Annotated in this window: 18 protein-coding genes and 3 pseudogenes; 14 read left to right on the top strand and 7 right to left on the bottom strand. The window is 47.6% G+C overall.

From position 1 onward, the window contains the following. The first annotated feature begins 266 nt into the window (after positions 1 to 266). A pseudogene (gene istA, locus MCJ35_RS29430) lies at positions 267 to 1,820 on the top strand (IS21 family transposase). 95 nt (positions 1,821 to 1,915) lie between these two features. Here istA and MCJ35_RS29435 read toward each other — a convergent pair. Then, complete coding sequence (locus MCJ35_RS29435; RefSeq protein WP_025483928.1) at positions 1,916 to 3,163, bottom strand: IS110 family RNA-guided transposase; 1,248 nt, start codon at positions 3,161 to 3,163, stop codon at positions 1,916 to 1,918. 318 nt (positions 3,164 to 3,481) lie between these two features. Here MCJ35_RS29435 and MCJ35_RS29440 point away from each other — a divergent pair. Further along, positions 3,482 to 4,258, top strand: a pseudogene (locus MCJ35_RS29440) (ATP-binding protein). Between the two features lie 78 nt (positions 4,259 to 4,336). On the opposite strand, the pseudogene MCJ35_RS29445 reads toward MCJ35_RS29440, so the two are convergent. Continuing rightward, positions 4,337 to 5,511, bottom strand: a pseudogene (locus MCJ35_RS29445) (IS256 family transposase); the annotation flags it as partial. A gap of 124 nt (positions 5,512 to 5,635) precedes the next feature. Beyond that, a complete protein-coding gene (locus MCJ35_RS29450; protein WP_025483925.1) occupies positions 5,636 to 6,571 on the bottom strand; it encodes a hypothetical protein in 936 nt (311 codons plus the stop codon). A gap of 1,208 nt (positions 6,572 to 7,779) precedes the next feature. Between MCJ35_RS29450 and MCJ35_RS29455 the strand changes: the two genes are divergently transcribed. The 5 genes from MCJ35_RS29455 (at position 7,780) to MCJ35_RS29475 (ending at position 12,718) form a co-directional block, all read left to right on the top strand. Then, complete coding sequence (locus tag MCJ35_RS29455) at positions 7,780 to 9,066, top strand: 4Fe-4S dicluster domain-containing protein (protein ID WP_025483923.1); 1,287 nt, start codon at positions 7,780 to 7,782, stop codon at positions 9,064 to 9,066. After that, positions 9,063 to 9,989 (top strand): DUF1848 domain-containing protein, encoded by a 927-nt coding sequence (locus tag MCJ35_RS29460; protein WP_025483922.1) that lies wholly within the window; start codon positions 9,063 to 9,065, stop codon positions 9,987 to 9,989. The genes MCJ35_RS29455 and MCJ35_RS29460 overlap by 4 nt, the downstream gene beginning before the upstream one ends. A 16-nt stretch (positions 9,990 to 10,005) precedes the next feature. Then, the gene (locus MCJ35_RS29465; RefSeq protein ID WP_025483920.1) at positions 10,006 to 10,914 is read left to right on the top strand and encodes a glycerophosphodiester phosphodiesterase; all 909 of its coding nucleotides are present in this window, start codon (positions 10,006 to 10,008) and stop codon (positions 10,912 to 10,914) included. Positions 10,915 to 11,077: 163 nt separating this feature from the next. Beyond that, complete coding sequence (locus tag MCJ35_RS29470) at positions 11,078 to 11,731, top strand: undecaprenyl diphosphate synthase family protein (protein ID WP_025483918.1); 654 nt, start codon at positions 11,078 to 11,080, stop codon at positions 11,729 to 11,731. A gap of 255 nt (positions 11,732 to 11,986) precedes the next feature. Continuing rightward, the gene (locus MCJ35_RS29475) at positions 11,987 to 12,718 is read left to right on the top strand and encodes a LytR/AlgR family response regulator transcription factor (protein ID WP_008726325.1); all 732 of its coding nucleotides are present in this window, start codon (positions 11,987 to 11,989) and stop codon (positions 12,716 to 12,718) included. 166 nt (positions 12,719 to 12,884) lie between these two features. Here MCJ35_RS29475 and MCJ35_RS29480 read toward each other — a convergent pair whose 3' ends face one another. Then, on the bottom strand, positions 12,885 to 13,241 hold the full coding sequence (locus MCJ35_RS29480) for a LytTR family transcriptional regulator DNA-binding domain-containing protein (protein ID WP_162158527.1): 357 nt from the start codon (positions 13,239 to 13,241) through the stop codon (positions 12,885 to 12,887). A gap of 20 nt (positions 13,242 to 13,261) precedes the next feature. Between MCJ35_RS29480 and MCJ35_RS29485 the strand changes: the two genes are divergently transcribed. From MCJ35_RS29485 to MCJ35_RS29510, 6 genes are all read left to right on the top strand, one after another. Then, a complete protein-coding gene (locus MCJ35_RS29485; RefSeq protein WP_162158526.1) occupies positions 13,262 to 13,438 on the top strand; it encodes a hypothetical protein in 177 nt (58 codons plus the stop codon). A 362-nt stretch (positions 13,439 to 13,800) separates the two neighbouring features. Next, complete coding sequence (locus tag MCJ35_RS29490; RefSeq protein WP_008726332.1) at positions 13,801 to 14,010, top strand: hypothetical protein; 210 nt, start codon at positions 13,801 to 13,803, stop codon at positions 14,008 to 14,010. A 103-nt stretch (positions 14,011 to 14,113) separates the two neighbouring features. After that, positions 14,114 to 15,913, top strand: coding sequence for a phage tail sheath family protein (locus MCJ35_RS29495; RefSeq protein WP_025483914.1), 1,800 nt, complete (start codon positions 14,114 to 14,116; stop codon positions 15,911 to 15,913). 436 nt (positions 15,914 to 16,349) lie between these two features. Beyond that, a complete protein-coding gene (locus MCJ35_RS29500; protein ID WP_025483913.1) occupies positions 16,350 to 16,778 on the top strand; it encodes a phage tail protein in 429 nt (142 codons plus the stop codon). A gap of 267 nt (positions 16,779 to 17,045) precedes the next feature. Continuing rightward, positions 17,046 to 17,219 (top strand): hypothetical protein, encoded by a 174-nt coding sequence (locus tag MCJ35_RS29505; RefSeq protein WP_165642847.1) that lies wholly within the window; start codon positions 17,046 to 17,048, stop codon positions 17,217 to 17,219. A 14-nt stretch (positions 17,220 to 17,233) separates the two neighbouring features. Then, a complete protein-coding gene (locus MCJ35_RS29510; protein ID WP_008726341.1) occupies positions 17,234 to 17,479 on the top strand; it encodes a spore coat protein in 246 nt (81 codons plus the stop codon). A 56-nt stretch (positions 17,480 to 17,535) separates the two neighbouring features. Here the strand turns inward: MCJ35_RS29510 and MCJ35_RS29515 are convergent, their stop codons facing one another. The 3 genes from MCJ35_RS29515 to MCJ35_RS29525 all read right to left on the bottom strand — a co-directional run bounded on the left by MCJ35_RS29515 (position 17,536) and on the right by MCJ35_RS29525 (position 20,252). Next, positions 17,536 to 18,141, bottom strand: coding sequence for a cytidylate kinase-like family protein (locus tag MCJ35_RS29515; RefSeq protein WP_025483912.1), 606 nt, complete (start codon positions 18,139 to 18,141; stop codon positions 17,536 to 17,538). Between the two features lie 116 nt (positions 18,142 to 18,257). Beyond that, the gene (locus tag MCJ35_RS29520; RefSeq protein WP_025483911.1) at positions 18,258 to 18,704 is read right to left on the bottom strand and encodes a hypothetical protein; all 447 of its coding nucleotides are present in this window, start codon (positions 18,702 to 18,704) and stop codon (positions 18,258 to 18,260) included. Positions 18,705 to 18,887: 183 nt separating this feature from the next. Beyond that, positions 18,888 to 20,252 (bottom strand): N-acetylmuramoyl-L-alanine amidase family protein, encoded by a 1,365-nt coding sequence (locus MCJ35_RS29525; RefSeq protein WP_025483910.1) that lies wholly within the window; start codon positions 20,250 to 20,252, stop codon positions 18,888 to 18,890. Positions 20,253 to 20,533: 281 nt separating this feature from the next. On the opposite strand from MCJ35_RS29525, the gene MCJ35_RS29530 reads away from it, so the two are divergent. Next, complete coding sequence (locus MCJ35_RS29530; RefSeq protein ID WP_025483908.1) at positions 20,534 to 22,597, top strand: thiamine pyrophosphate-binding protein; 2,064 nt, start codon at positions 20,534 to 20,536, stop codon at positions 22,595 to 22,597. The last annotated feature ends 42 nt before the right edge of the window (positions 22,598 to 22,639 follow it).

The following is a 22,639-nucleotide window of genomic DNA, read 5'->3' on the forward strand; positions in this document are numbered from 1 at the left end:
TAGGTAGGCGCAGGATTTGACGCTTACTAATCAGGATAAACGCTCCTCGAAATATATCTCCAGCTGGGAGTGGATCTGGCCCCAGTCCTGGCTGATTATTCCGGGGTTCTTTGAGCCACCTGTCCGGACTTTGAGAGCTACTGTTCCGGAGAATGGGAGCCGCAAATTCCGGTAATTCAGAGCCACTTTGGGCTCTATTACATATAGTTTCCTTTATACTGTAGATACACACTTTTGTGTGAATACAGATAAAGGAGGTCACCACTATGACCCAATATCGTGAAATCCTTCGCTTAAAAAGCCTGGGATTCAGTAATCGGAACATGGCACACAGTTGCGGAGTGTCCCGAAATACTGTCGCTAAAGTCACCAAAAAGGCTGCGGGAATAAATCTTTCCTGACCATTGGATTTTGACATGACCGACAGTGCCCTTGAGGAACTTTTGTTTCCTAAGGATAAGTCAGCCACCAAGCGACGGATGCCTGACTTTGACTACATCCGTAAAGAACTGTTACGGAACGGAGTCAACAAAAAGCTCCTCTGGGTGGAATACTGTGAGGAATGCCGCATGAACGGAGAAGAACCACTCATGTATTCCCAGTTCTGCTATTACATCCAAAAGGACGAGGAAAAGCGCAGAGCCACCATGCATATCCAGCGGAAACCCGGTGAATAGATTGAACTTGACTGGGCAGGAGATCCTGCCCACATCATGGATCCGGATACCGAAGAGATCACAGATGCATGGGTTTTTGTAGGGGTTTTGACCTACAGCTAGTATGCATTTGTAAAGGCATACATGGATGAAAAGACAAACAACTGGATTAAAGCACACATCCAGATGTTTGAGTTTTTCGGTGGTGTTACACCAATGCTGGTCTCCGATAACTACACAACTGCAGTAAATCATGCAAAGAGCGACTGGTATACCATTGCTTTGAATACCACATATCATGAGATGGCAGAGCATTATAATCTTGCCATCGTTCCGGCAAGAGTCCGGAAACCCCAGGATAAACCGAATGTTGAAGGATCTGTTGGTAAAATATCCACATGGATTACAGCAGCCCTTCGAAATGAACAGTTTTTCTCTTTGCTCGAGTTAAATGCAGCAATCCGAGAAAAGCTGGATGCCTATAATGCCCGTAAATTCCAGAAAAAGGAATGTAGCAGGCTGAGTTTATTTCTTGGGGAAGAAATGCCATCATTGGCTCCGTTGCCTGCTACACCCTTTGAACTTGCCGAGTGGAAACAAGCCACCGTGCAGTTCAACTATCACATCGCAGTAGAGAAGATGTTCTACTCCGTGCCTTATCGGTATATCAAAAATAAGGTTGATGCGCGTATAACAGATACAACGATTGAAATTTTTTATAATCACCATCGAATCGCCTCCCATCGCAGGCGCTATGGCCGAAGCGGTCAGTATTCCACTGTTACGGAACATATGCCGCAGGACCACCAGAAATATCTGGAATGGAACGGCGGCCGTTTCCGCAGATGGGCAGATTCGATTGGGATTAACACAAGTAAGGTTGTCGATGGAATCCTTACCCCCGACAGGGTTGAACAGCAGTCCTACAGAAGCTGTATGGGGCTGCTGAGACTGGCAGAAAAGTATTCGCCAGCAAAACTGGAACAGGCATGCACAAAGGCACTCACTTATTCTGGAAAACCCAGCTACAAAAGTATCAATAACCTGCTCGCTGCCATGAAGGATGAATCTGATTCCTCATCAGATGATACCGTTACATCCAGGGCAGAAGCAAAACCACATGGCATTACTAGAGGTGTCGGATACTATGGAGGTAAAGATTGAAAATTAGAAGTAGAGGTTATCCATTACCTTAAACGTACAACAAATAAGCCATCTTTCGGTGGCCACTTTAAAAATTGAATATTGAGAAGTTAAGGTTATGCAGTTGCTGATTTGATTTTATAACCCTGATTTCTTGCGATAAGGATTGCCTGTTCTACCGTTATTTCACGGTCAACCGGAGGCAGGTCGGATTTCCTATAAAGTTCTGAATTATAGTTTTCACCGTTCTTCAACATGTGGTATAATGCGCTAAGAAGCATTCTTGCGATTGTAATGATTGCTTTCTTGTGACCGCGACGCTTTTTGAGACGGAGATAACGGTTATGCACTTCAGGATGCTTTGAGCTTTTAACAACAGCGTTAGCGCACTGTACTAAAAGCGATTTGATATAGCATCCGGCTTTGGAAACCCGGACAGATTTTTTCTTCCCTGCACTTTCATTATTGGTTGGAGTAAGACCAGCCCATGAGCATAGGTGTTTCGCCGAAGGAAAAGCCTCCATATTGGTACCGATTTCGGAAATGATTCCGATGGCAGTAAAATCACTGCTGATACCAGGAGCGGTTTGAAGAATAGCAAGTTCCTGCTGACAGGGAGCGGCGAGCGCAAGAATGAGTTCTTCAAGTTCTGCTTTCCGGGATTCAAGGCTTTCATAATGAGCTTTGATTACCTTAAGTTTTCCTGCCTGTTCCGGTGTGATATAGCCGTCAATGGCATCACGCAGTTCGGGAAGTTTCTTTTTTAAACTTTTGAAAACAAGGGGCTCAAGGTCAAAGGAAGTATCTTCAGGGTTTTCTAAAATCTGATCCAGTATAGCCTGAGCAGATCTGCCGAAGGTGTCGGAAACAACGTTTCCCAACTGGATATTGGAAACCGTGAGACAGTTCTGCAGACGATTTTTTTCGCTTGACTTGAAACAGGTCAGTTTGAACCGGTAACGCATAAGGTCACGGAGCTGGCGGATATCAGCAGGTGGCATAAAGCTTCCGGCAACAAGGTCATGCTTAAACAGGTCAGCAATCCATCTGGCATCTTTCTTGTCAGTTTTCTTTCCACGGATAGCCTTAACATATTTCGGATGGGCAAGGACAATCGAACAATCCTTTTCAAGGATGTTATAAATAGGAATCCAGTATTTACCGGTAGATTCCATGCAGACGTCTTTGTAATTACGGTCGAGCAGCCATTGTAACAAATCTTTCAGACCTTTCGTGTAGGTAGAAAAACGATGGCGCTCGTAAGAAGTGACGCCCTGCTTGTCAGTAGAAACAATGCAGGCGACGACAAAAGTCTTGTGGACATCAATGCCACAGCAGACTTTGTACACGATTTTTAAAGCCATAGGGACTCCTTTCAGAACCGGAGAGGTTCACTAAAGATTATAGGGAAAGACGGCATTGACGGAACGCCTAAGCCATAAACGAGATTGTTTAAACAAAGATAAGATTACGTGCTTGATGTCACACTTATTTGTGCTTGAAAAGGCGGACTACACATATAATCATTCGGTCATCCGGAAAGCCGGGAAGCCCACTCACCTCCCCGTGATTTGTAGTATACCGAGTTTCCTACAAAGAAGAATTATAACAAAGAAATAAGCTCAGGAAAACATTTTCATTACGTTTTGTGCCTGAGCGAAGCGAAAGGAATGGATATAATCATGACAAATCAAAGTACACCCGATAAACTTATTGAAATGCGTCTTACTTCCATGGCAGATGCATTCCGTAGCCAGATGGATGACAGCAGCATGAAGGAAGTTCCGTTTGAGGACCGTTTCGGTATGCTGGTCGATGTTGAATACAGCATCCGCAAGAATAACCGGCTGAAAAGGCTAATCCGTTCATCAGAACTGGAACAGCCCGATGCAGGTATAGCAGCGATTGACTACCAGTCCGGTCGCAAACTGAATAAAACACTGATTGGCAGACTGGCAACCTGTGAATACATCACCGAATGCCGCAACATCTTTATTACCGGAGCAACCGGAAGCGGTAAAACCTACATGGCCTGTGCCTTTGGTATGGAAGCCTGCAGGCATTTCTATTCGGTAAAATATGTACGCCTTCCGGATTTATTACTGGACTTATAGGCTGCCAGAGATAATGGCACATTTGCTGCCACTATGAAAAAATACATCAAGCCAGTACTGCTGATTACCGATGAATGGCTGCTGCTGAAACCCATAGAAGATGAAGCTAGAAACCTGTTTGAACTGATCCATAAGAGATGGAAAAAATCCTCTACGATTTTTTGCTCTCAGTTCCGAGAAAGTGAATGGTATCAGCAGATCTGTGGTGGTGAAAGCACCCTTGCAGACGCCATCATGGATCGTATATCCTACGATTCATACAAAATCGATATTGAAAGCATTGATCCGACCAAAGATTTCTCGATGAGGGAGGTATACGGTCTGAATCCGGCACAATCTAAGTAACAAAACAGGTGGCTCCGTTAGTCCGGACAGGTGGCTCTCGCCACACTGGACTGGCGGCTCCGCCGCACCGTAATATTCATCCTGGCGGTGCCCGGTCCATTTCTTCGTGATGTCCATCATCGCCAGATATAGCATTTTTAACAGGCTGTCATCAGAAGGAAATACCGTCTTTGACTTTGTCACTTTCCGTAGCTGGCGATTGAACCCCTCTATCGTATTTGTCGTGTATATCAGGCGTCTCACCGCTTCTGGATATTTGAAGTATGTTGACAGATCTGCCCAATCCTCTTTCCAGGATTCCGATATCTTGGGGTACTTCCCATCCTATTTCTCACTGAGATTTTCCAGGGCACCCAAGGCGGCATCCTCTGTCGGTGCAGTATATACCCGCTTTAAATCAGCCATCAGCGGCTTGATTTCTTTGTAGGATATGAATTTCGTTGTATTCCGAATCTGACGGATGATGCACTGCTGAATCCCTGTCTGGGGTATACCGCTTCGATTGCCTGGGGGAATCCCGTCAGGCCGCCTACACATGCAATCAGGATATCATTTACTCCGCGGTTTTTCAATCCGTTCAGGATGGACAGCCAGAACTTTGCACTTTCATTTTGCCCTACATACATCTCCAGGACATCCCTCCTTCCATCCATGCCAATCCCTATGGCGATGTATACCGCCTGCTTTGCAATGCGTCCTTCGTTGCGTACATGGTAATGGATTGCATCCAGAAATACAACGGCGTATATCTCATCCAGAGGGCGTTCCTGCCACTCTTTTACGATGGGGGGTATCTTGTCTGTGATACGGCTTATGGTGCTGTCGGAAATGTCAATCCCGTAGAGTTCCCTCATGTGGCTCCCGATGCCATCCGTAGTCATCCCTTTTACGTACATGGAGATGATCTTTTCCTCCATGTCCTGAGTGACCGTGTTTTGATATTTCTTGATGACCTGCGGTTCAAACTCCCCGGCCCTGTCCCTGGGTATATCAAGCCCCATATTGCCGTAGCTGGTATGCATGGTCTTTTGGGAATGTCCGTTGCGGCTGTTACCCGTATCCTTGTTGCGGTAATCGTATTTGGAATAGCCCAGTTCCTCGTCCAGAACACCCTCCAGAATGACCGACATCATGTCCCTCATGATTGCATTCACATCGGTACCGTCTTTGATTTTCACATTATTCTGTTTTAAGTAGCCCTTCATGAGCTCCCGCATAGCAGCTTTCTGTGGTGTGTCGTTTTTTCTTGCGATAATAAAACCTCCAAACTGTGTGATTTTATCTTACATCAGTTTGGAGGTTTACACAATCTTTAGGATACTCTCAAAAAACACTGCCTTGTGGCTGAAAGCCATTTGGCAGTGTTTTTAATCCCTCTTACGACACAACCCGATAACTCCCTCTATCCGGCACCGCCGTATCCCACTCCGGCATCCAGGCCCCATCGCTTCCAACCCAATAATACATCTCAATTGCATTGGACTTCACATAGCAATCAGATTCCATATATCCATTATAATTAAAATAATACCACTTATCATTAATGATTCTCCAGCAGTCTGTTGCATAAGTTCCATCCCCATACTTAAACTTCCAGCCAGAGTAAGCTTTTTCCCATGTACCATTTCCACGGGACCATGCATCTTCACGGGTCAGGACCTTGGCATCGGAGTCGGCGGACCAACCGCTGGATTCTGTTGTATAGGTGCCGAGTGCGCGTACATTAAATGTATAACTGCCTTCTGTATTGATATAAGAACTGAAATCATGAGAACAGGCTGTCTCTGTTGCTATGGCCAGCAGGCGGTTATTTTTATACAGTTTCACCTCATACTTTTCTGAACCCTCAACTTCGTCCCACACAGCAGTATCGCCGCTCCAGCTTGTAGCTGTACTCACAGGCAGATTACCGGATATTTCAGGAAGGTAAACCTGCAGGATTAGTGAGCTTCCGTCTGATTCAATGTGGGATTCTTTATATTGTATACCCAGACCGGACAGGGTAAAACTATTTTTCTTAATGTCAGAGAAGCGGTAGCCGTCCTGCGCAGATAATTCAACCTCAGCCTCAGGGCGCTCGCCGAAAATCCAGGTATCATCGTCTTTGAGATATACCGTCCCCTCAACCTTATACTGGCTGCTGCTGGAATTGGCATAGATGTTGCCTACAATATCGCCGCCCTTGGGGGACTTATCCCAGGAAAAGGATAGGGATACGGAAGTGATGGATTTTTCCTGAGCAGAGGCGCTGATAAAACCACCAACGGTCAGACATGCTGCTAAAATGGGAATTGCGAATACTTTTTTTAACATAGAATTACTCCTTTCCATAGGAATTGAACTAATGGATGAAAGTTTAGTTATCATTTTTATTGTAACGTATAACCACGAAAATGTCTAATGTTTGCAGAAAGAAATACCTAAAATGAAATACTAGAAATGATGAATCACCAAAAATAATGGAACACTGAAAATAGGGATATCCAACATAAAAAGTAAATGAAAACAAAGTCAACATGTAAATATTAAAAAATCATTACAGAAAACGGTCTAATTTCCTGCTCAAAATTAAGATTACATAATAACCCACATATACTATAATAGATTAATAGGTATGCCTATGACAGTAGCGTTATTATGTAATAAAAGAATGTAAGCGATGTCTTAATATAGAATATAGAAAGAATGGACAAAACACATAATAAACGAGGCGTAAGATGATAAAGGCGTATAAACAGAAAGATATAAAGTCATAGAGATAAAAGACATAGGCAGATAAAGGTATAGGGAGACCAAAATATAGTAGTATGAATTCAAAGAGACGCAAATGCGCAAGGGGAGAAAAACAATCGTAGACAAAAGCATAGGGGAGTAAAAGCATATTGATTTTTTGTGGGGTGGATATAGGGGCGAAAAACATAGGGACGAAAAAGCATGGAGAGACAAATAGACAGGGAACAAGAGCATAAAAATACAAAAGTATAAAAGTACAAAAGCATAAAGGAATAATGTATAGCAATTAAGACTTGAAATTGTATCTACAATATGGAGTAACCATATAGTAAAAAATCTAGAAAGATGGCTTTGCCCTTCGTAACTATCAACTTATCTTATTTCAGCTTTTTGAGTTTACATAAACATTGAAACGGTCTCCTAAATTTTCCGTACCTCTCCCCTCCTCACCGCCAAAAAACTGCTCTAATATAATAATCCTCTCCCATATACCCACCTCCGCCCACAATAAACTCCACTCCCTAGTAAAAAGAAACAGATATAAATATCCGATTGGCCATATCCATACCCCCACCCAGTTTCCAACAAAAAGAATATCCACCAAAAGCTAGTCAATAATCTAGTGGAAAGCACAGCCAAAACAATACCGAAATACAGTCCAATATATGGACATTTCCCTATTCCATAATGAAAAAACAAACCAATAGCAATGGAAGCCCTGCCTTTGCTATAAACGTCCTATCGAACCAACATATTACACAGAAATCAAATAAAAAGGAGGCTAACATATGGGACACCTGACCACCCGCGACGCCTACAAAAACCTGAGTGACCGCATCAACTGGTTTACCCAGGGCGCACCGGCGTCGGAGACGTTATATAAGATTTTACAGGTTCTATATTCGGAGAAGGAGGCCAAGTGGGTTGCGCTGCTTCCCGTGCGTCCGTTTACCGTGAAAAAGGCTGCAAAGATATGGCAGACATCTGAGTATAAGGCAGAGCGACTTCTGGACCATCTCTGTGAAAAGGCCCTGCTGGTGGACTCCTGGCACAATGGGGTCCGTCAGTTCGTGATGCCGCCGCCAATGGCTGGATTCATTGAATTCGCCCTGATGAGGACCAGGGGGGACATTGACCAGAAATACCTGAGTGAGTTGTACTACCAATACATGAATGTGGAGGAGGATTTCATCAAGGACCTGTTTTACGCCACGAAGACAAAGCTGGGGCGTGTATTTGTCCAGGAGCCGGTCCTTACCAATGATAAAATGAATCACATCCTGGATTATGAGCGGGCCACCCATATTGTGGAGGAGGCGGAGTATATTGGACTTGGTTTATGTTATTGCCGCCATAAGATGTCCCATGCAGGCCATCCCTGTGAGATTGACGCGCCCTGGGATGTGTGCCTGACGTTTGACAATGTGGCCCGTTCCCTGGCAGAGCATGGGGATTATGCGCGGCTTATCTCCAAGGAAGAAGCCTTGGATGCTCTGGAGCGCTCCTATGCCAGCAATCTGGTGCAGATTGGGGAAAATGTCAGGGAACATCCGGCGTTTATCTGTAACTGCTGTGGCTGCTGCTGTGAAGCCCTGCAGGCGGCCCGGCATTTCAGCCCCATGCAGCCCGTTGCCACAACCAACTATATACCGGACATTTCGGAGGGGACATGTGTGGGATGTGGGAAATGCGCCAGGGTCTGCCCGGTACTGGCCATTTCCATGAAAACGGATGGAAATGGGAAAAGGATTCCTGTTCTGGACCGGGACATCTGCCTGGGCTGCGGCGTGTGCGCCAGGAATTGCAGTGTCAAGGCGATTGAACTTAAAAAACGGCCGGAACAGATTATAACCCCGGTAAACAGTACGCACCGGTTCGTGCTCCAGGCAATCGAAAAGGGGACCCTGCAGAACCTGATTTTTGATAACCAGGCGTTTGCCAACCACAGGGCCATGGCAGCTGTGTTCGGAGCCATCCTGGACCTGCCTCCTATTAAGCAGGCCATGGCAAGTAAGCAGTTTAAGTCCATTTACCTGGACAGGCTGCTGTCCATGCACAAGGAGAGGGGAAAATGATTGTCAGTGTGAGCCGCAGAACCGATATACCGGCATTTTACCCGGATTGGTTTTTCCGGCGTCTGGAGGAAAAGTATGTTTATGTGAGAAATCCCATGAATCCCAGGCAGGTCAGCGAACTGCGGCTGGACCGGGATTCAGTGGACTGCTTTGTGTTCTGGACCAAGAATCCGGGGCCTATGATGGACCGGCTATCCATGCTGGATGATATGGGGTATCCATATTATTTCCAGTTCACACTTACTGCTTACGGAACAGACCTGGAACCAGGGGTCCCGGATAAGGATGAGATGATAAAGGTATTCCGTCGGCTGTCCCGGCGTATAGGGCAGGAGCGTGTTGTGTGGCGTTATGACCCTGTTTTGCTTGGCGGAAACTATACAATCCAGTACCATATGGAGTGGTTTGAGAAAATGTGCAGGGCTCTCTGCGGATATACCGGCTCCTGCGTAATCAGCTTTCTCGACATGTATTCCAGGATAAAAAAGAATATGGAATATCTGGGGGTTTTACCTCTGGGACAGGAGGATATCCGCCTTCTGGCATCTGTTTTAGGACCGGTTGCAGCCAGGTACGGTATTAAAATCAGCACCTGTTCAGAGGAAATGAATCTGGAAGAATATGGAATACAAAATGGAAAGTGCATTGATGACCGCCTTATCACATCGATTACGGGGCATCAGCTGGATGTAAAAAAGGATGATACACAAAGGGCCTCATGCGGCTGTGTGAAGAGCGTGGATATCGGAACGTACCATACCTGCGCACATTTCTGCAGGTACTGCTATGCGAACCTGAGCCCGCGTCAGGTGGAGGAGAACAGGAGACAGCATGATCCTGATTCGCCCTTTTTGATTGGCAGCCTTCGCGGGGACGAGAAGATAACGCCCCGGGTTATGAAGTCCGTGATAAAAAAGAGATAGATTGGAAAGACATTATATGAAGATGAATATCAGACAGATAACAGCTGCCGTGGTGTGCGGACTGATGATTGCGGGTGAGACTTCCATAGCCGCATGCGCAGCGGAACCCTGGAACGGGAATGTGGAAAACTGTAACATAAGTTCAGACGGAAGGAATACAAATGCGCAAATTCGGAGCGAAGATGCGCAAATCCAGAATGGGAATATGGAAAGCTGGGATGAAAATGTGGAAATCACAGCCCACAGAGGAGATTCATCAGAGGCACCGGAGAACACAATACCAGCATTTAAGGCGGCCATTGAAAGCGGGGCCGACTGGATTGAACTGGATGTGGGCGTTACAAAGGATGGCATCCTGGTGGTACTCCATGATGAGGATTTAAAGCGGGTTGCAGGCGATTCCAGAAAAATAGGGGAACTGACTTTTGAGGAGGTGCGCCGTCTGGATGTAGGCAGCCGCTTTGGCCCCAGCTTTAGCGGTATTGGGATACCCTCACTGGAGGAAGTTCTGGATTACTGTAAAGGCAGGATCATGTTGAATATTGAGATTAAATACAGGAAGGGTCAGGACCTGGCATTCATTCCCCGCCTGGTGGATTTAATACGTCAACGGGAAATGATGGACCAATGCATGATAACCTCCTTTAATTATGGCTGTCTGCAAATGGTGAAAATATTTGAGCCAGAAATCAAGACCGGTCTTATCAGCTCAAAACCCATTGCGCAGCCGGAGATTTATACGAGTGCGGATAATTTTGTCCTCAGCATTGAGCTGATTGAACCGGATACCGTGAACCGTATTCATGAACTGGGTAAGGAAGTCATTGCCTGGACGGTTAATGACCAGTTTTCCGTGGAGAAATGCAGGAAGGCTAGAACCGATAATATCATTACGGATTATCCGGATGCTATTATCTCGGATTGATTGGAAATGGCAGAATGCTGCTTTCAAATGAATTACCAAGACTACAATGATATACTATACGGACCACCATACCCGCATTCGCGCCCCATCAGGTATATATTTTCCATAAAAGCCCATACTATCCATATATTACCGGCAGTCCGCCGGAAATGGAGGAGAGATTATGAGATTACCGAAGCATATTGGGATCATACCGGATGGGAACCGCAGGTGGGCCCTGGACCGGGGAATGGAAAAAAAGGACGGATACAGACACGGTATTTCACCGGGGATGACGCTATATCATATGTGCCGTGAACTGGGGATTGAGGAAATGTCTTTTTATGGATTTACCGTGGATAACACCCAGCGTCCCAGCACCCAGCGCCAGGCGTTTACAAAAGCATGTGTGGCAGCTGTGGAGGAGTTGTCAAAGGAGGATGCCAGCCTGCTTGTGCTGGGAAATACCCAGTCCCCTATGTTTCCGCCGGAACTCCTTCCTTATACCAGGCGCCACGATTTCGGGGCTGGCGGAATGAGGATTAATTTTCTGGTTAATTACAGCTGGGAGTGGGATGTGGGATTCAAACCGGATAATTCAGGGAAAGCGCCGGCTGCTTCCGCTGCAATCGGACCGGTACTCAGAACAGCCGATGTTTCCCGGATTGACCTTGTAATCCGCTGGGGCGGCCGTCGCAGGCTGTCGGGATTCCTTCCGGTCCAGTCTGTGTATTCGGATATATATGTGGTGGATGACTACTGGCCGGATTTCAGGAAAGAACATGTGGAGGCTGCGTTAAAGTGGTATTCGGATCAGGATGTTACATTAGGAGGGTAAAAATGATAAGCGTGTGACAATGCAGGGATGCATGGTTGGCAGAGGGAATTTTTCAAATATAACCGTGAACAGCGCTTGGAAATGTATCTGCAATTCATCTGGATTGGCAGCGTATACATGTCCAGGCGCTGTTGTATATTAGCAGAGGAAAGTGAAATTTCTACAATAAAGCGACTGTTTTCAACATATATGGACAAAATGGTACAGGGGGGTGTAAAATATCATAAATAAATTTAGCAGTACGGGGAAAGTATTATGATACATATAGCAATTTGCGACGATGACATACAGCTATGTAACCAGCTGGAAGATTATATAAGGAAATGGAGAAAAGAAGGAAGGAAACTGGAGGCAGAGGTATTCAACACAGGGAAGGAATTTGAAAAGGCTCTGAAGGAACGGTATTTCGATTTGATTTTTCTGGATATCATCATGAAGGACTGCAGCGGGATTGAGTTGGGGCGGTTTATCCGCGAAGAGCTTAATAATGACAGCAGCATGATTGTATATATGTCCGGATATGGAGACGAATACGCTCTGGAGCTGTTTCAGTTCCAGCCCTTTCATTTTTTAAAGAAGCCGTTTAAGATTGAGGAATTTCAAAGCATTTTCTGTAAGGCGTGTGAGAGGATACAGGGAGATACGGGGATTTTTGAGTTTAAGTCCAGCCGGACCGTGTATCGGGTCCCGTTAAAGGATATCCAGTATTTTGAGGGTGATAACCGAAGGGTTAAAATTGTAACCGACACACACACGTATCATTGTTATTCTACCATCGAAAATCTGTTTTCCAAAATTGACATGGAGAAGGCGGGATTCATCCGGCTGCATAAGTCCTATGCAGTAAACCTGCGGTATGTGGCAACGTTCAGCGTCAGGATGGTAACCTTGTTTGACGGGGAGGAGTTTACGGTCAGTGCGCCGTTTAAGGAAAATGCTCAGCGGCAGTATGAAATTTACAGCGAAAAGATTGGCCGGACGAAGTGATTCTGTCGGATGGAGTGATTCTATAGGACGAAAAATGATTGAACGGAAGATACGCAGATATGGACAGGGAGCCTGCACGGGTTGATATAGTGCGGGCTTTCTGGCGTTTTGATGTATATGGGCCTGTCCGCAAATCCGTCCTATGTCTTCAGCCAGCACACCACCTTCATACACGGCCTTTCTGGAGTCGGAAGCTGTGTCCCATTGCTCTGCTCCAGCCTATATCATATCGGTAGATATGCCGCACATACTGTTGGTTTACAATGAAACTGTGGTGGGTGCGCATGAAATAGGAAGGAAGATGTTTCTCCATACTGCTGACGGACTGGCTGGCCAGTATCCGGCCAGAACAGCAGCACATATTGCTGTATGTGTTGGACGCCTCGATGTACGCGATATCTTCAGTGCATATGTGGTATACTTCGGCATGACGGCCGGATATGGAGAGGAACCCAATGGAAACAGAAGTGGATGAAGCGGGTGATATGTGTACACATACCAGCTTCAGATAACCCTGGTACATGTTCCGGATGGTCCTGGTACATGTTCCGGATGAAACTGGAACAGTATGGATGCTCCGGTTCGTTCTGGGAAGGAACATTGTATTCACAGATTACAGCAAAGGCGTCCGGGGTCAGGGACATGAGATGTCTGTGGCTGAAGGTAATCCGGTATTGCTGCGGTCTGGGCATTTTAAACAGGCTGGAAGAAACGCTGTAATATCCGTAGGGATACTGACGGGTCAGGTTGTTAATCCATATGATATCACTGTAATCTGTTCCAAAATCAGGGAGGGCCTACCCCGATAAAAGGAACGGATGAAGGAACGCATCTTGTTAATGATTAGCCGGTCATTTTGTCTGGATATTGAAATCCCCTCTTATTTATTTATAATTTATAATGTATGGCAATGCTTATTCCGCCTGACTTTGTAAATAAAGTCATTGGCCTTAAAATATGGGTTATTGGTTCGATTCTATTGAAAAGGGTGACATTTTCAATAGAATTGTATTATATTAGAGTTAAAGCGGAATATAAGACGTTCAATCTGATGTAAGTTAAGAAGGGAGGTTATACTGGGAATGCAGGAGGAATATAAGCAGGCGAAGTTTCAGACCCATGCCCAGGGCGGGCAGATATTTCTTGGTGCGGGACAGGAAATGCACCCGGGGCATGAACTTGGGCATGTTGTTCAGCAAAAGCAGGGCAGGGTGCAGGCCACAGAGGCGGTCAGGGGACAGGCTCTTAATGATGACAGGAGCCTGGAACAGGAGGCGGAACGGTTTGGATGAAGGATAGGGGGATAGGGGGCACCAGAAGTATCCGTCCGACCGTGATATGGAAACAGATAACTTAGCAGTCTTTCAGACTGTGCCATTATAAGGGAGGTATTTCATGGCAGAGTATTTATCACCGGGAGTATATGTGGAGGAGTTCGACTCAGGAGGCAAACCCATGGAGGGAGTGGGGACCAGCACGGCAGGCTTCATAGGAATGGCGGAGCGGGGACCGGTGGAAGGGCCTCCGCGGCTGGTAACCAATTTCGCGGATTTTAAGCGGATTTATGGGGGATATCTGTCGGCTGATGAGTACGGGGACTACCGGTTCCTGTCGTATGCGGTGGAGCATTTCTTTATCAATGGAGGTGCCAGGGCATTTATTGCCAGGGTGGCGCCGGGGGATGCGGCTTGTGCAAAGGGTGCGCTTCCAAACAGGGAACATCCGGTGCTGGTGATGACGGCCAGGAACCCGGGAATGTGGGGAAACCGCCTGAAAGTTGTGATTTCCTCTTCCAGCAAGGCTAAGACACAGATAATGGAGGTTCTGGAGACATCAACCGGCCGGTGTTATGCGGTGAAGAATGGAGCCGGCTTCTGGGCCGGGGATGTGGTGGAATTCTCGGACGGGGAACAGTCGGTTTATAACCGGATTGTAAAGAGTGAGGACAATATCATCTTCTTTGAGAAGGAGTTTGATATGGATGTGACGGACAGACAGCTTTTGCCGGAAAAGGTCATCACTACCTGTGAGTTTAACATGGAAGTGCGGTTTGAGGATATCGTGGAGAGGTATGATAACCTATCATTTAATATCAACACTGCAAATTTTGTGGAGAAGAACACAGCCAAATCAGATTTGATTTCAGTGGCCATACAGTACGGGAATGCAGGGAGCGGCACGGCCGGAGAGGGCGGGGACGGATCCGATGTCAGCGGGGAAGGCGCAGGCGGTACTGGGAAATTCATCCCTCCTTTCAAACAGCTGGCCGATGGCGGTGCTGCCTTGGTATCTGTTGATTTTGAGGGAGGCAGCAACGGCAATGCCCTTGGCATGACCGCCACTGAGTTCATAGGTGTTGACAACGGAGCCGGACGGCGTACCGGTATCCAGGCTTTTGTGGATAATGATGTGGTATCCATTATAGCGGTCCCCGGGATTACGGATTCCAATGTGCAGCTTTCTCTGGTGTCCCACTGTGAGAACCTGGCCAGCCGGTTTGCGGTGCTGGATATTCCCAGGGAATCCAGAAAAGTGCAGGATATCCTCAGCCACAGGAATATTTTCGATACTACCTACGCGGCTCTTTATCATCCGTGGCTTACTGTATTTGACCCATTGGACAAGCGGAATATTTCCATACCGCCATCAGGTTCCGTGATGGGCATCTATGCCAGGAGCGATAACACCAGGGGCGTGCACAAGGCCCCCGCCAACGAAGTGGTGCGGGGCTGTGTGGGACTGGATGTGCAGTTTGACAAAGGTGAGCAGGATATCCTGAATCCTAAGGGTGTGAACCTGATACGCGCATTTCCGGGGCAGGGTATCCGGGTTTGGGGCGCCAGGACAGCCAGCAGCGATGGAAACTGGAAGTACATCAACGTCCGCAGGCTGTTTATTTTCATCGAGGAAACCATTAAGGCCAATACGGACTGGGCTGTATTTGAACCCAATGACGAGGTGCTGTGGGTAAGGGTACAGAGGACCATAGAGGTGTTCCTGACCAACCTGTGGAGAGGCGGTTCCCTGGTCGGGACATCGCCAGATCAGGCGTTTTTCGTGAACATCGGACGCGCTACCATGAGCCAGGATGATATTGATAACGGAAGGCTGATTTGTATCATCGGCGTGGCTCCTGTGAAGCCAGCTGAATTTGTAATCTTCAGAATCACCCAGAAGACCAGGGAAGTCCAATAATCGATGACAGCGGATTCCGGGAAGTGTACAGACGCATATCTGGAAGCATACAGACGCATATCTGGAAGCATGCAGACGCATATCCGGAAGCATGCAGACGCATATCCGGAAGCGTATAGACTCAGACCCAGAAGCGTACAGACGCATATCTGGAAGCATACAGACGCATATCTGGAAGCATGCAGACGCATATCCGGAAGCATGCAGACGCATATCCGGAAGCATGCAGACGCATATCCGGAAGCGTACAGACGCATATCCGGAAGCATGCAGACGCATATCCGGAAGCATGCAGACGCATATCCGGAAGCATGCAGACGCATATCCGGAAGCATGCAGACGCATATCCGGAAGCATGCAGACGCATATCCAGAGGCGTACAGGCGCATACCCGGAACCGGACATCATCACTCAAGAGCAGGAGGAATCATAATAAATGGCAGGATATCCAAGAGTGGAACTCCGCTTTAAATTAGAAATAGACAGACTGGACGCGGGCCGTTTTACGGAAGTGTCCGGGTTTGACGCCACCATAGAACCTGTTGAATATAGGGAAGGCGACATGGCTTCAGAGACGCCGCTCAAAGTGCTCGGACTGAGAAAATATGGAAATATAACACTGAAAAAAGGCATTATCGAGGGACCGGTGCTGTACGACTGGCTAATCAAGGGACTTACAGGGGCAGTGGAGCGTAAGACGGTTACCATCAGCTTGTTAGACGAGACACAGACGGCGGTCGCATCTTGGCAGGTCATCAACGCATGGCCAGCCAAGTATGCGGCCCCGGATTTTAACGCCACTCCCAATGAGGTTGCCATTGAGACACTGGAACTGGCCCATGAGGGTATGACAAGGACTTTATAAATGTAGTAGAGGGGAGCAGGATATGGAATGGGCGAACTTTTAACCAACCAGCATTTTACCGTATATGTGGAAATGGATGCCTGCGGTTTTGCCAGGGTTTCTAATATAAGCGCTGAACTAGAGTAGGAATCCAGTGTTGAGGGCGGCCGCACTGACCAATGATTCCAGACTCATGTGCAGCTGGGGCGGCGTCATACAGATAACATTTCCGGGAACCGTGAATATACAGTGCTGGGCCGGCGCATACTAATCCCGGAGGTGATATGAATGAGTCCGAAGGAATTAAATTATATTGAGGATGCCTTAGGCCATGAGCAGTTTTTAAAAACCCAGTGCCAGGAGGCTATCCAGAACCTGCAGGATCCGACCCTTAAGAATCAGGTCCAGCAGATGACACAGAAGCACCAGCAGATTTTTGACAACTTTTATAATCTTGTATAAGGAGGAAGAATAGAATGGATGACAAGTGTATCATGGAGAACCTTCTCCTGACAACCAAAGGCGTATGCGATTTGTACATGCACGGCACCATCGAAGCTTCCACCGCCAATGTGCATCAGACCTTTAACCAGGCTTTAAATGATAGTCTGTGCATGCAGGACGATATTTATAAGGAGATGTCAGCAAAAGGCTGGTATCAGATGGAGCAGGCGGAGCAGCAGAAGATTATGAAGGTGAAGAACCAGTTTGCCGGCATGTAATTGGATATCTGTATAAAACGGGAGCGCTTCCTTCAGCGCTCCCGTTCAAACCATAATCATTCGGCCTCATACATATCCTTAATCATCCGTACCGTCCTGTCCATGCCAAGGCGGCTTATATTGAGGAGCATCTGATGGGAATCAATGCTGCCCCATTTGCGTTTGGTATAGTTTTCGTAGTAGTTCTTCCTGCGGCGGTCCGTGGACTTGATGGCGGCGACCGCATCCTTTTCGGAGAAATTATAGCGTTCCATGATGCGGCGTACCCGGTCATCCATGGAGGCGCAGATGAATACGTCAATCAAATCCGGATAATTGCGCAGTACGTAGTCGCCGCACCGCCCTACGATGATGCATGGCCCCTTTTTGACCAGGGCTTCAATGATGATGGTCTGGGCCACGTAAGTACTGTCGTTCAGGGAAAGGCCGTATCCGGTAACGGAATTAGGTTCCTTTGGAATCTGATAGTTGGCTAAGAAGGTAGAGAGGGCGGATTCATCAACCTTTTCCACGCTGACAGGAGAATGTCCCATCTTTTCAGCGGCCATCTCCACCAGGTTCCTGTCATAGAGAGGAATCCCCAATTGGTCTGACAGCCTTTGGGCTACTTCGTGTCCTCCGCTTCCGAACTGACGGGCTATAGTGATAATCTTATGGCTCATAGTCCCACTCCTTTCCAACTCAAAGAGTATAAATGTACGAATAAGTTGCTATATATATTATTATAACGCACTATTTATACAATTGATATAAAAAGTTTGAAAATTTTTGCTGTTTTTTATTCATCAGTCCCATCCTTGCTATCCGCAGCCGAAGTCCCATCCCCCACATCTGTAGCCGCTGCTTCATCCCGGGCCAGCGCCCGCTTTTCATGCATCAGATCCCAAATGGTATCATGCATCCATTTTACTGTGTCGTTCAGGATTTTGTTTTCCGTGTCCAGGTTCATGATGACGTTGTTCATTTCCGCAATGATCTCGCGGCTGTTGTAGCGCTTGTGCGGGGCGGTCAGCCGCTCCACAAGGGACGGGTTGGTCTTCAGTATCTCCTTTGAAAGGAATTCATCCCGCTCATCGCAGGACATCCTCATGAATTCCGTGTAATGCATCCGCACCATATACATGGCTTCCTCACAGCCGCACTTCGGGCACTGGGGATGGCGGGAGGTCTGGTAGTAAGCATAGTGCCCGCATTTGGGGCAGTAAAATACAGCAAGTTCTCTCATATTCGTCCTCTCCTGATACAGTCCTAATTATATAGATAGCGTTTCAGAAGGAAAAATATACCACTTTTTCACATAAAAAGTGTAATTTCGGCAAAATGCACAAAAAAACGGCAGACTAATTAGCTAGTCTGCCGTGTATATGGCTTTGCCTTATGGGTGAACGGATGATGGCAAATCCTTTTCTTACTGGATTACACCTTCGGTGTTTACGGTCCAGATTTTATCATTTTCGTCTTTAAAGTCCTTGAAGCCATTGCCCAGCTCTGGTTTTGCCGTGGACTTGGAGGAGGATCCTGCCTTCTGCACGGTGCCGTTGGCATTTACCAGGTACTGCTTGTCGTCTAAGGTTACAGGGGCAAAGCGCAGGTCCTTGTCAGCTTCCTGACGCAGGCCGTATACATACAGCACGTTGTCCTTGATGCCATGGTAACCCTGTCCCTTTCTGGAACCGTCTGTGTGGAAGTACCAGTTCTGTACCTCGCCTAAGTCCTCATCAAAGATGGACTGCTTACCGGTCTTCATCACGCCTTCCTCGTCAAAGTAGAAGTTGGCAATGGAACCATTTTCAATGTTGACTACCTGCTTGCCGGTCTGCATTTCACCCTTTGTGTTAAATGCAAACTTCTTGGAGTCGATAGTGAACAGTTCCAGACCTTTTTCTGCATGGTATGGCTGGCCTTTCTTAAAGTAGAAGCGGTAAAGTTCTGCCTCTTCGCTGATGCCTTCAACGCCTTCGATGGTTCTCCAGCCGTCAGCGCGCTTGCCGTCCTCATCATAGTACTGATAACCAGCTACGGTTACCTCTGTCTGTGCGGGAGCTGCCTCTGAAGGGGTTGCCTCGGCTGCGTTTTCCACAGCAGCTGTCTCAGATGCAGGAAGCTTGAACCATCCTGTCTGCATACGTCCGTCTACAAATGTATAGTAGTCGCCGTTTATCTTCTTGTCTACTTCATTTTCAACCCTTTTTCCTGTATTGTCAAAGAAGAACCATGACTCAAGGTATTCAGGATCATCGGTTTCATCTTCCAGAAGAACCCATCCTGTTTTTCTGCTGCCGTCCTCACCCAGATAATAGTTGAAGCCGTCAACTGTAATGGAACCGGTCTGCATGATACTGTCTTCATTAAAATAGTACCACTGGCCGTTAATGGATGCCCACTTGGAGGTCAGGGCCTTGCCGTCCCTTCCGTAATAGTAGTACAGATGCTCCTGTGCGTCATCCTCGTTCCAGAAATCTTCATTTTCCACGGAAACCCATTTCATGCTCACACGTTTTCCGTCTTCTCCTACGTAATACTCATCAATCTGCATGTTGGAGGCGCGGACTCCGTCAGAATCCAAGTAGTACCAGTCATCTCCGTTTTTCTTCCAGGTATCGGTTACTGCATCACCATAGGAATCATAGTAATACCAGTTTCCGTTTTCCTCTGTCCAGCCCACGCTTTTCGCAAAAGCAGTGGAAGCGGTTGTTGGGAAGAAAGCAGGGGTTACTGCTGCCATCAGCATTGCAGTGGATAATACAGCCAGAACTTTAGTCTGTTTTTTCATAATATTGAATCTCTCCTTTTTGATATGTGTTTTTGTCTGTGGCCGAAAATCCGTCGTTGCATTACATGGTTCATTATAGCGGACAGATATGTGGAATGATAGTGATGGTTGCTGGAAGTTCTGGAATCCGCTGGGGGCAGGGGGGACACCCCTTTCTCCCTTATTATGCATGCCTTATCGTAAGAGAAATTTAGTATTATTTTCCCCTGTTTTATGCTATACTCTCGATATATGTACATTTTTGCAGCAACGGAATTAAGAACAGGGAGGGAGACCGCAGGATGAAAATCAAGATTTCCAATTATATAGCAGCCAGGCTGGTGGAGGCAGGAATCTGCCAGGCGTTCATGGTGACCGGAGGAGGCGCCATGCACCTGAACGATGCGCTGGGCCATCAGGAAGGGCTGCACTGTATCTATAATCATCACGAGCAGGCCAGCGCCATGGGGGCAGAGGCTTATGCCAGGATCCATAACAGGATTGCCGCCCTCTGTGTCACCACTGGTCCTGGGGGAACCAATGCCATTACCGGCGTGGTAGGGGGATGGCTGGATTCCATTCCCATGCTGGTGCTGTCCGGCCAGGTGCGCTATGACACCACGGCACGGTTCTCTGGGGTGGGAATCAGGGCCATGGGTGACCAGGAATTTGATATCTGCAGATCCATTGACTGCATGACAAAGTATTCCGAGATGGTAACCGACCCCATGCGTATCCGTTACTGTCTGGAGAAAGCCCTGTATCTTGCAAAGTCAGGCCGTCCCGGACCGTGCTGGCTGGATATCCCGCTGAATGTCCAGGGGGCATTTGTGGAAGAAGGGGAACTGGTGGGATTTGACCCCGAGGATTATGAGGCTGGCGGGGATGGCTGGGCAAAGGACGGCAGTATGGAGGACGCAGATGGAGGCGCTGGAAGCACAGAGGCCGGACATGGGGACGGCCTCAGCCACAAAATCCTTCAGGACCAGGCCGGGCATGGAGAACACCGCCAGGTGCTTCCGGGTAAGGTAAAGCCGTCGGTTGCACAGGAAATCATCGACAGGATAAGAAAGGCCAGCCGTCCGGTTATCAATGCGGGCAATGGAATCCGCATTGCAGGCGCCCATAAGGTATTCATGGATGTGGCGGAAAAGCTGGGAATCCCGGTCATTACCGGATGGGACAGTGAGGACTGTATGTATGACACCCATCCCCTGTATGTGGGACGGGCCGGCAACATGGGGGACAGGCCTGGCAATTTTGCCATCCAGAACAGCGACCTGGTGCTGTCCATAGGAAGCCGCTTAAGCATCCGTCAGGTGGGGTATAATTATAAGACCTGGGCAAGGGAGGCATTTGTGATTGTCAATGATATAGATGAGGAGGAACTGAAGAAGCCTTCCATCCATGCGGACATGCCTGTCCATGCAGATGCGAAGGATCTGTTGGAACAGCTTGACCTTGTGCTGGATGATGTGCTTGCAACAGAGGCGGACCGTCTGCCTGAAAGCCTGAGCCGCCCCGGTAGGAAGCAGGTATTTGAAGGAGGAAAAGGCCTTAGGGAAATGAACTGGAACCAGACCTGCGCCATGTGGAAGGAACGCTATCCCGTTGTCCTGCCTAAGCATTTTGAGCATGGGGATGAGGAGCCGGCCAATGTATATGCATTTATTAAAGAAGTGAGTAGCCGTCTGAAGGAAGGCCAGATAACCGTGGTGGGCAATGGCTCTGCCTGTGTGGTGGGCGGACATGCATATGTGCTTAAGAAGGGACAGCGTTTCATTTCCAATTCAGCCATCGCGGCCATGGGATATGACCTGCCTGCAGCCATCGGGGCCTGGGCCGCATCCAGGAAGAACCAGTGCTACAGCATGGGAAGCGATAAGACCGGGGATGACCTGATACTGGTCACAGGGGACGGTAGCATTCAGATGAATATCCAGGAACTTCAGACCATCATCCATCACAGGATGAATATAAAGATTTTCGTGATTAACAACGGTGGCTATCATTCCATCCGCCAGACCCAGAAGAACTTCTTTGGGGAGCCGCTGGTGGGAATCGGTGTGGACAGCGGGGATTTAAGTTTCCCGTGCCTTGAGGAACTGGCCCATGCCTATGGATATCCATACAGGGCAGCCAGGCATAACAGCCAGCTGTCCCGGGCAGTGGAGGAGACGCTTGATCTGGAAGGACCGGTCATATGCGAGGTGTTTGTTTCCATGGACCAGAACTTTGAACCCAAATCATCTGCCAAGAGACTGCCGGATGGCACCATGGTATCCCCGCCCCTTGAAGATCTGTCCCCGTTCCTTCCGGAGGAGGAGATGGATAGGAATATGATTATCCCAAGGATTAGGGAATGACAGGGATTAAGGGATTCCTGCCTGGAAACACGGATTCCGGTT

The sequence above is a fragment of the Enterocloster sp. OA13 genome (assembly GCF_022440595.1).
In the GTDB taxonomy this organism is placed as follows: Bacteria; Bacillota; Clostridia; order Lachnospirales; family Lachnospiraceae; genus Enterocloster; species Enterocloster hominis.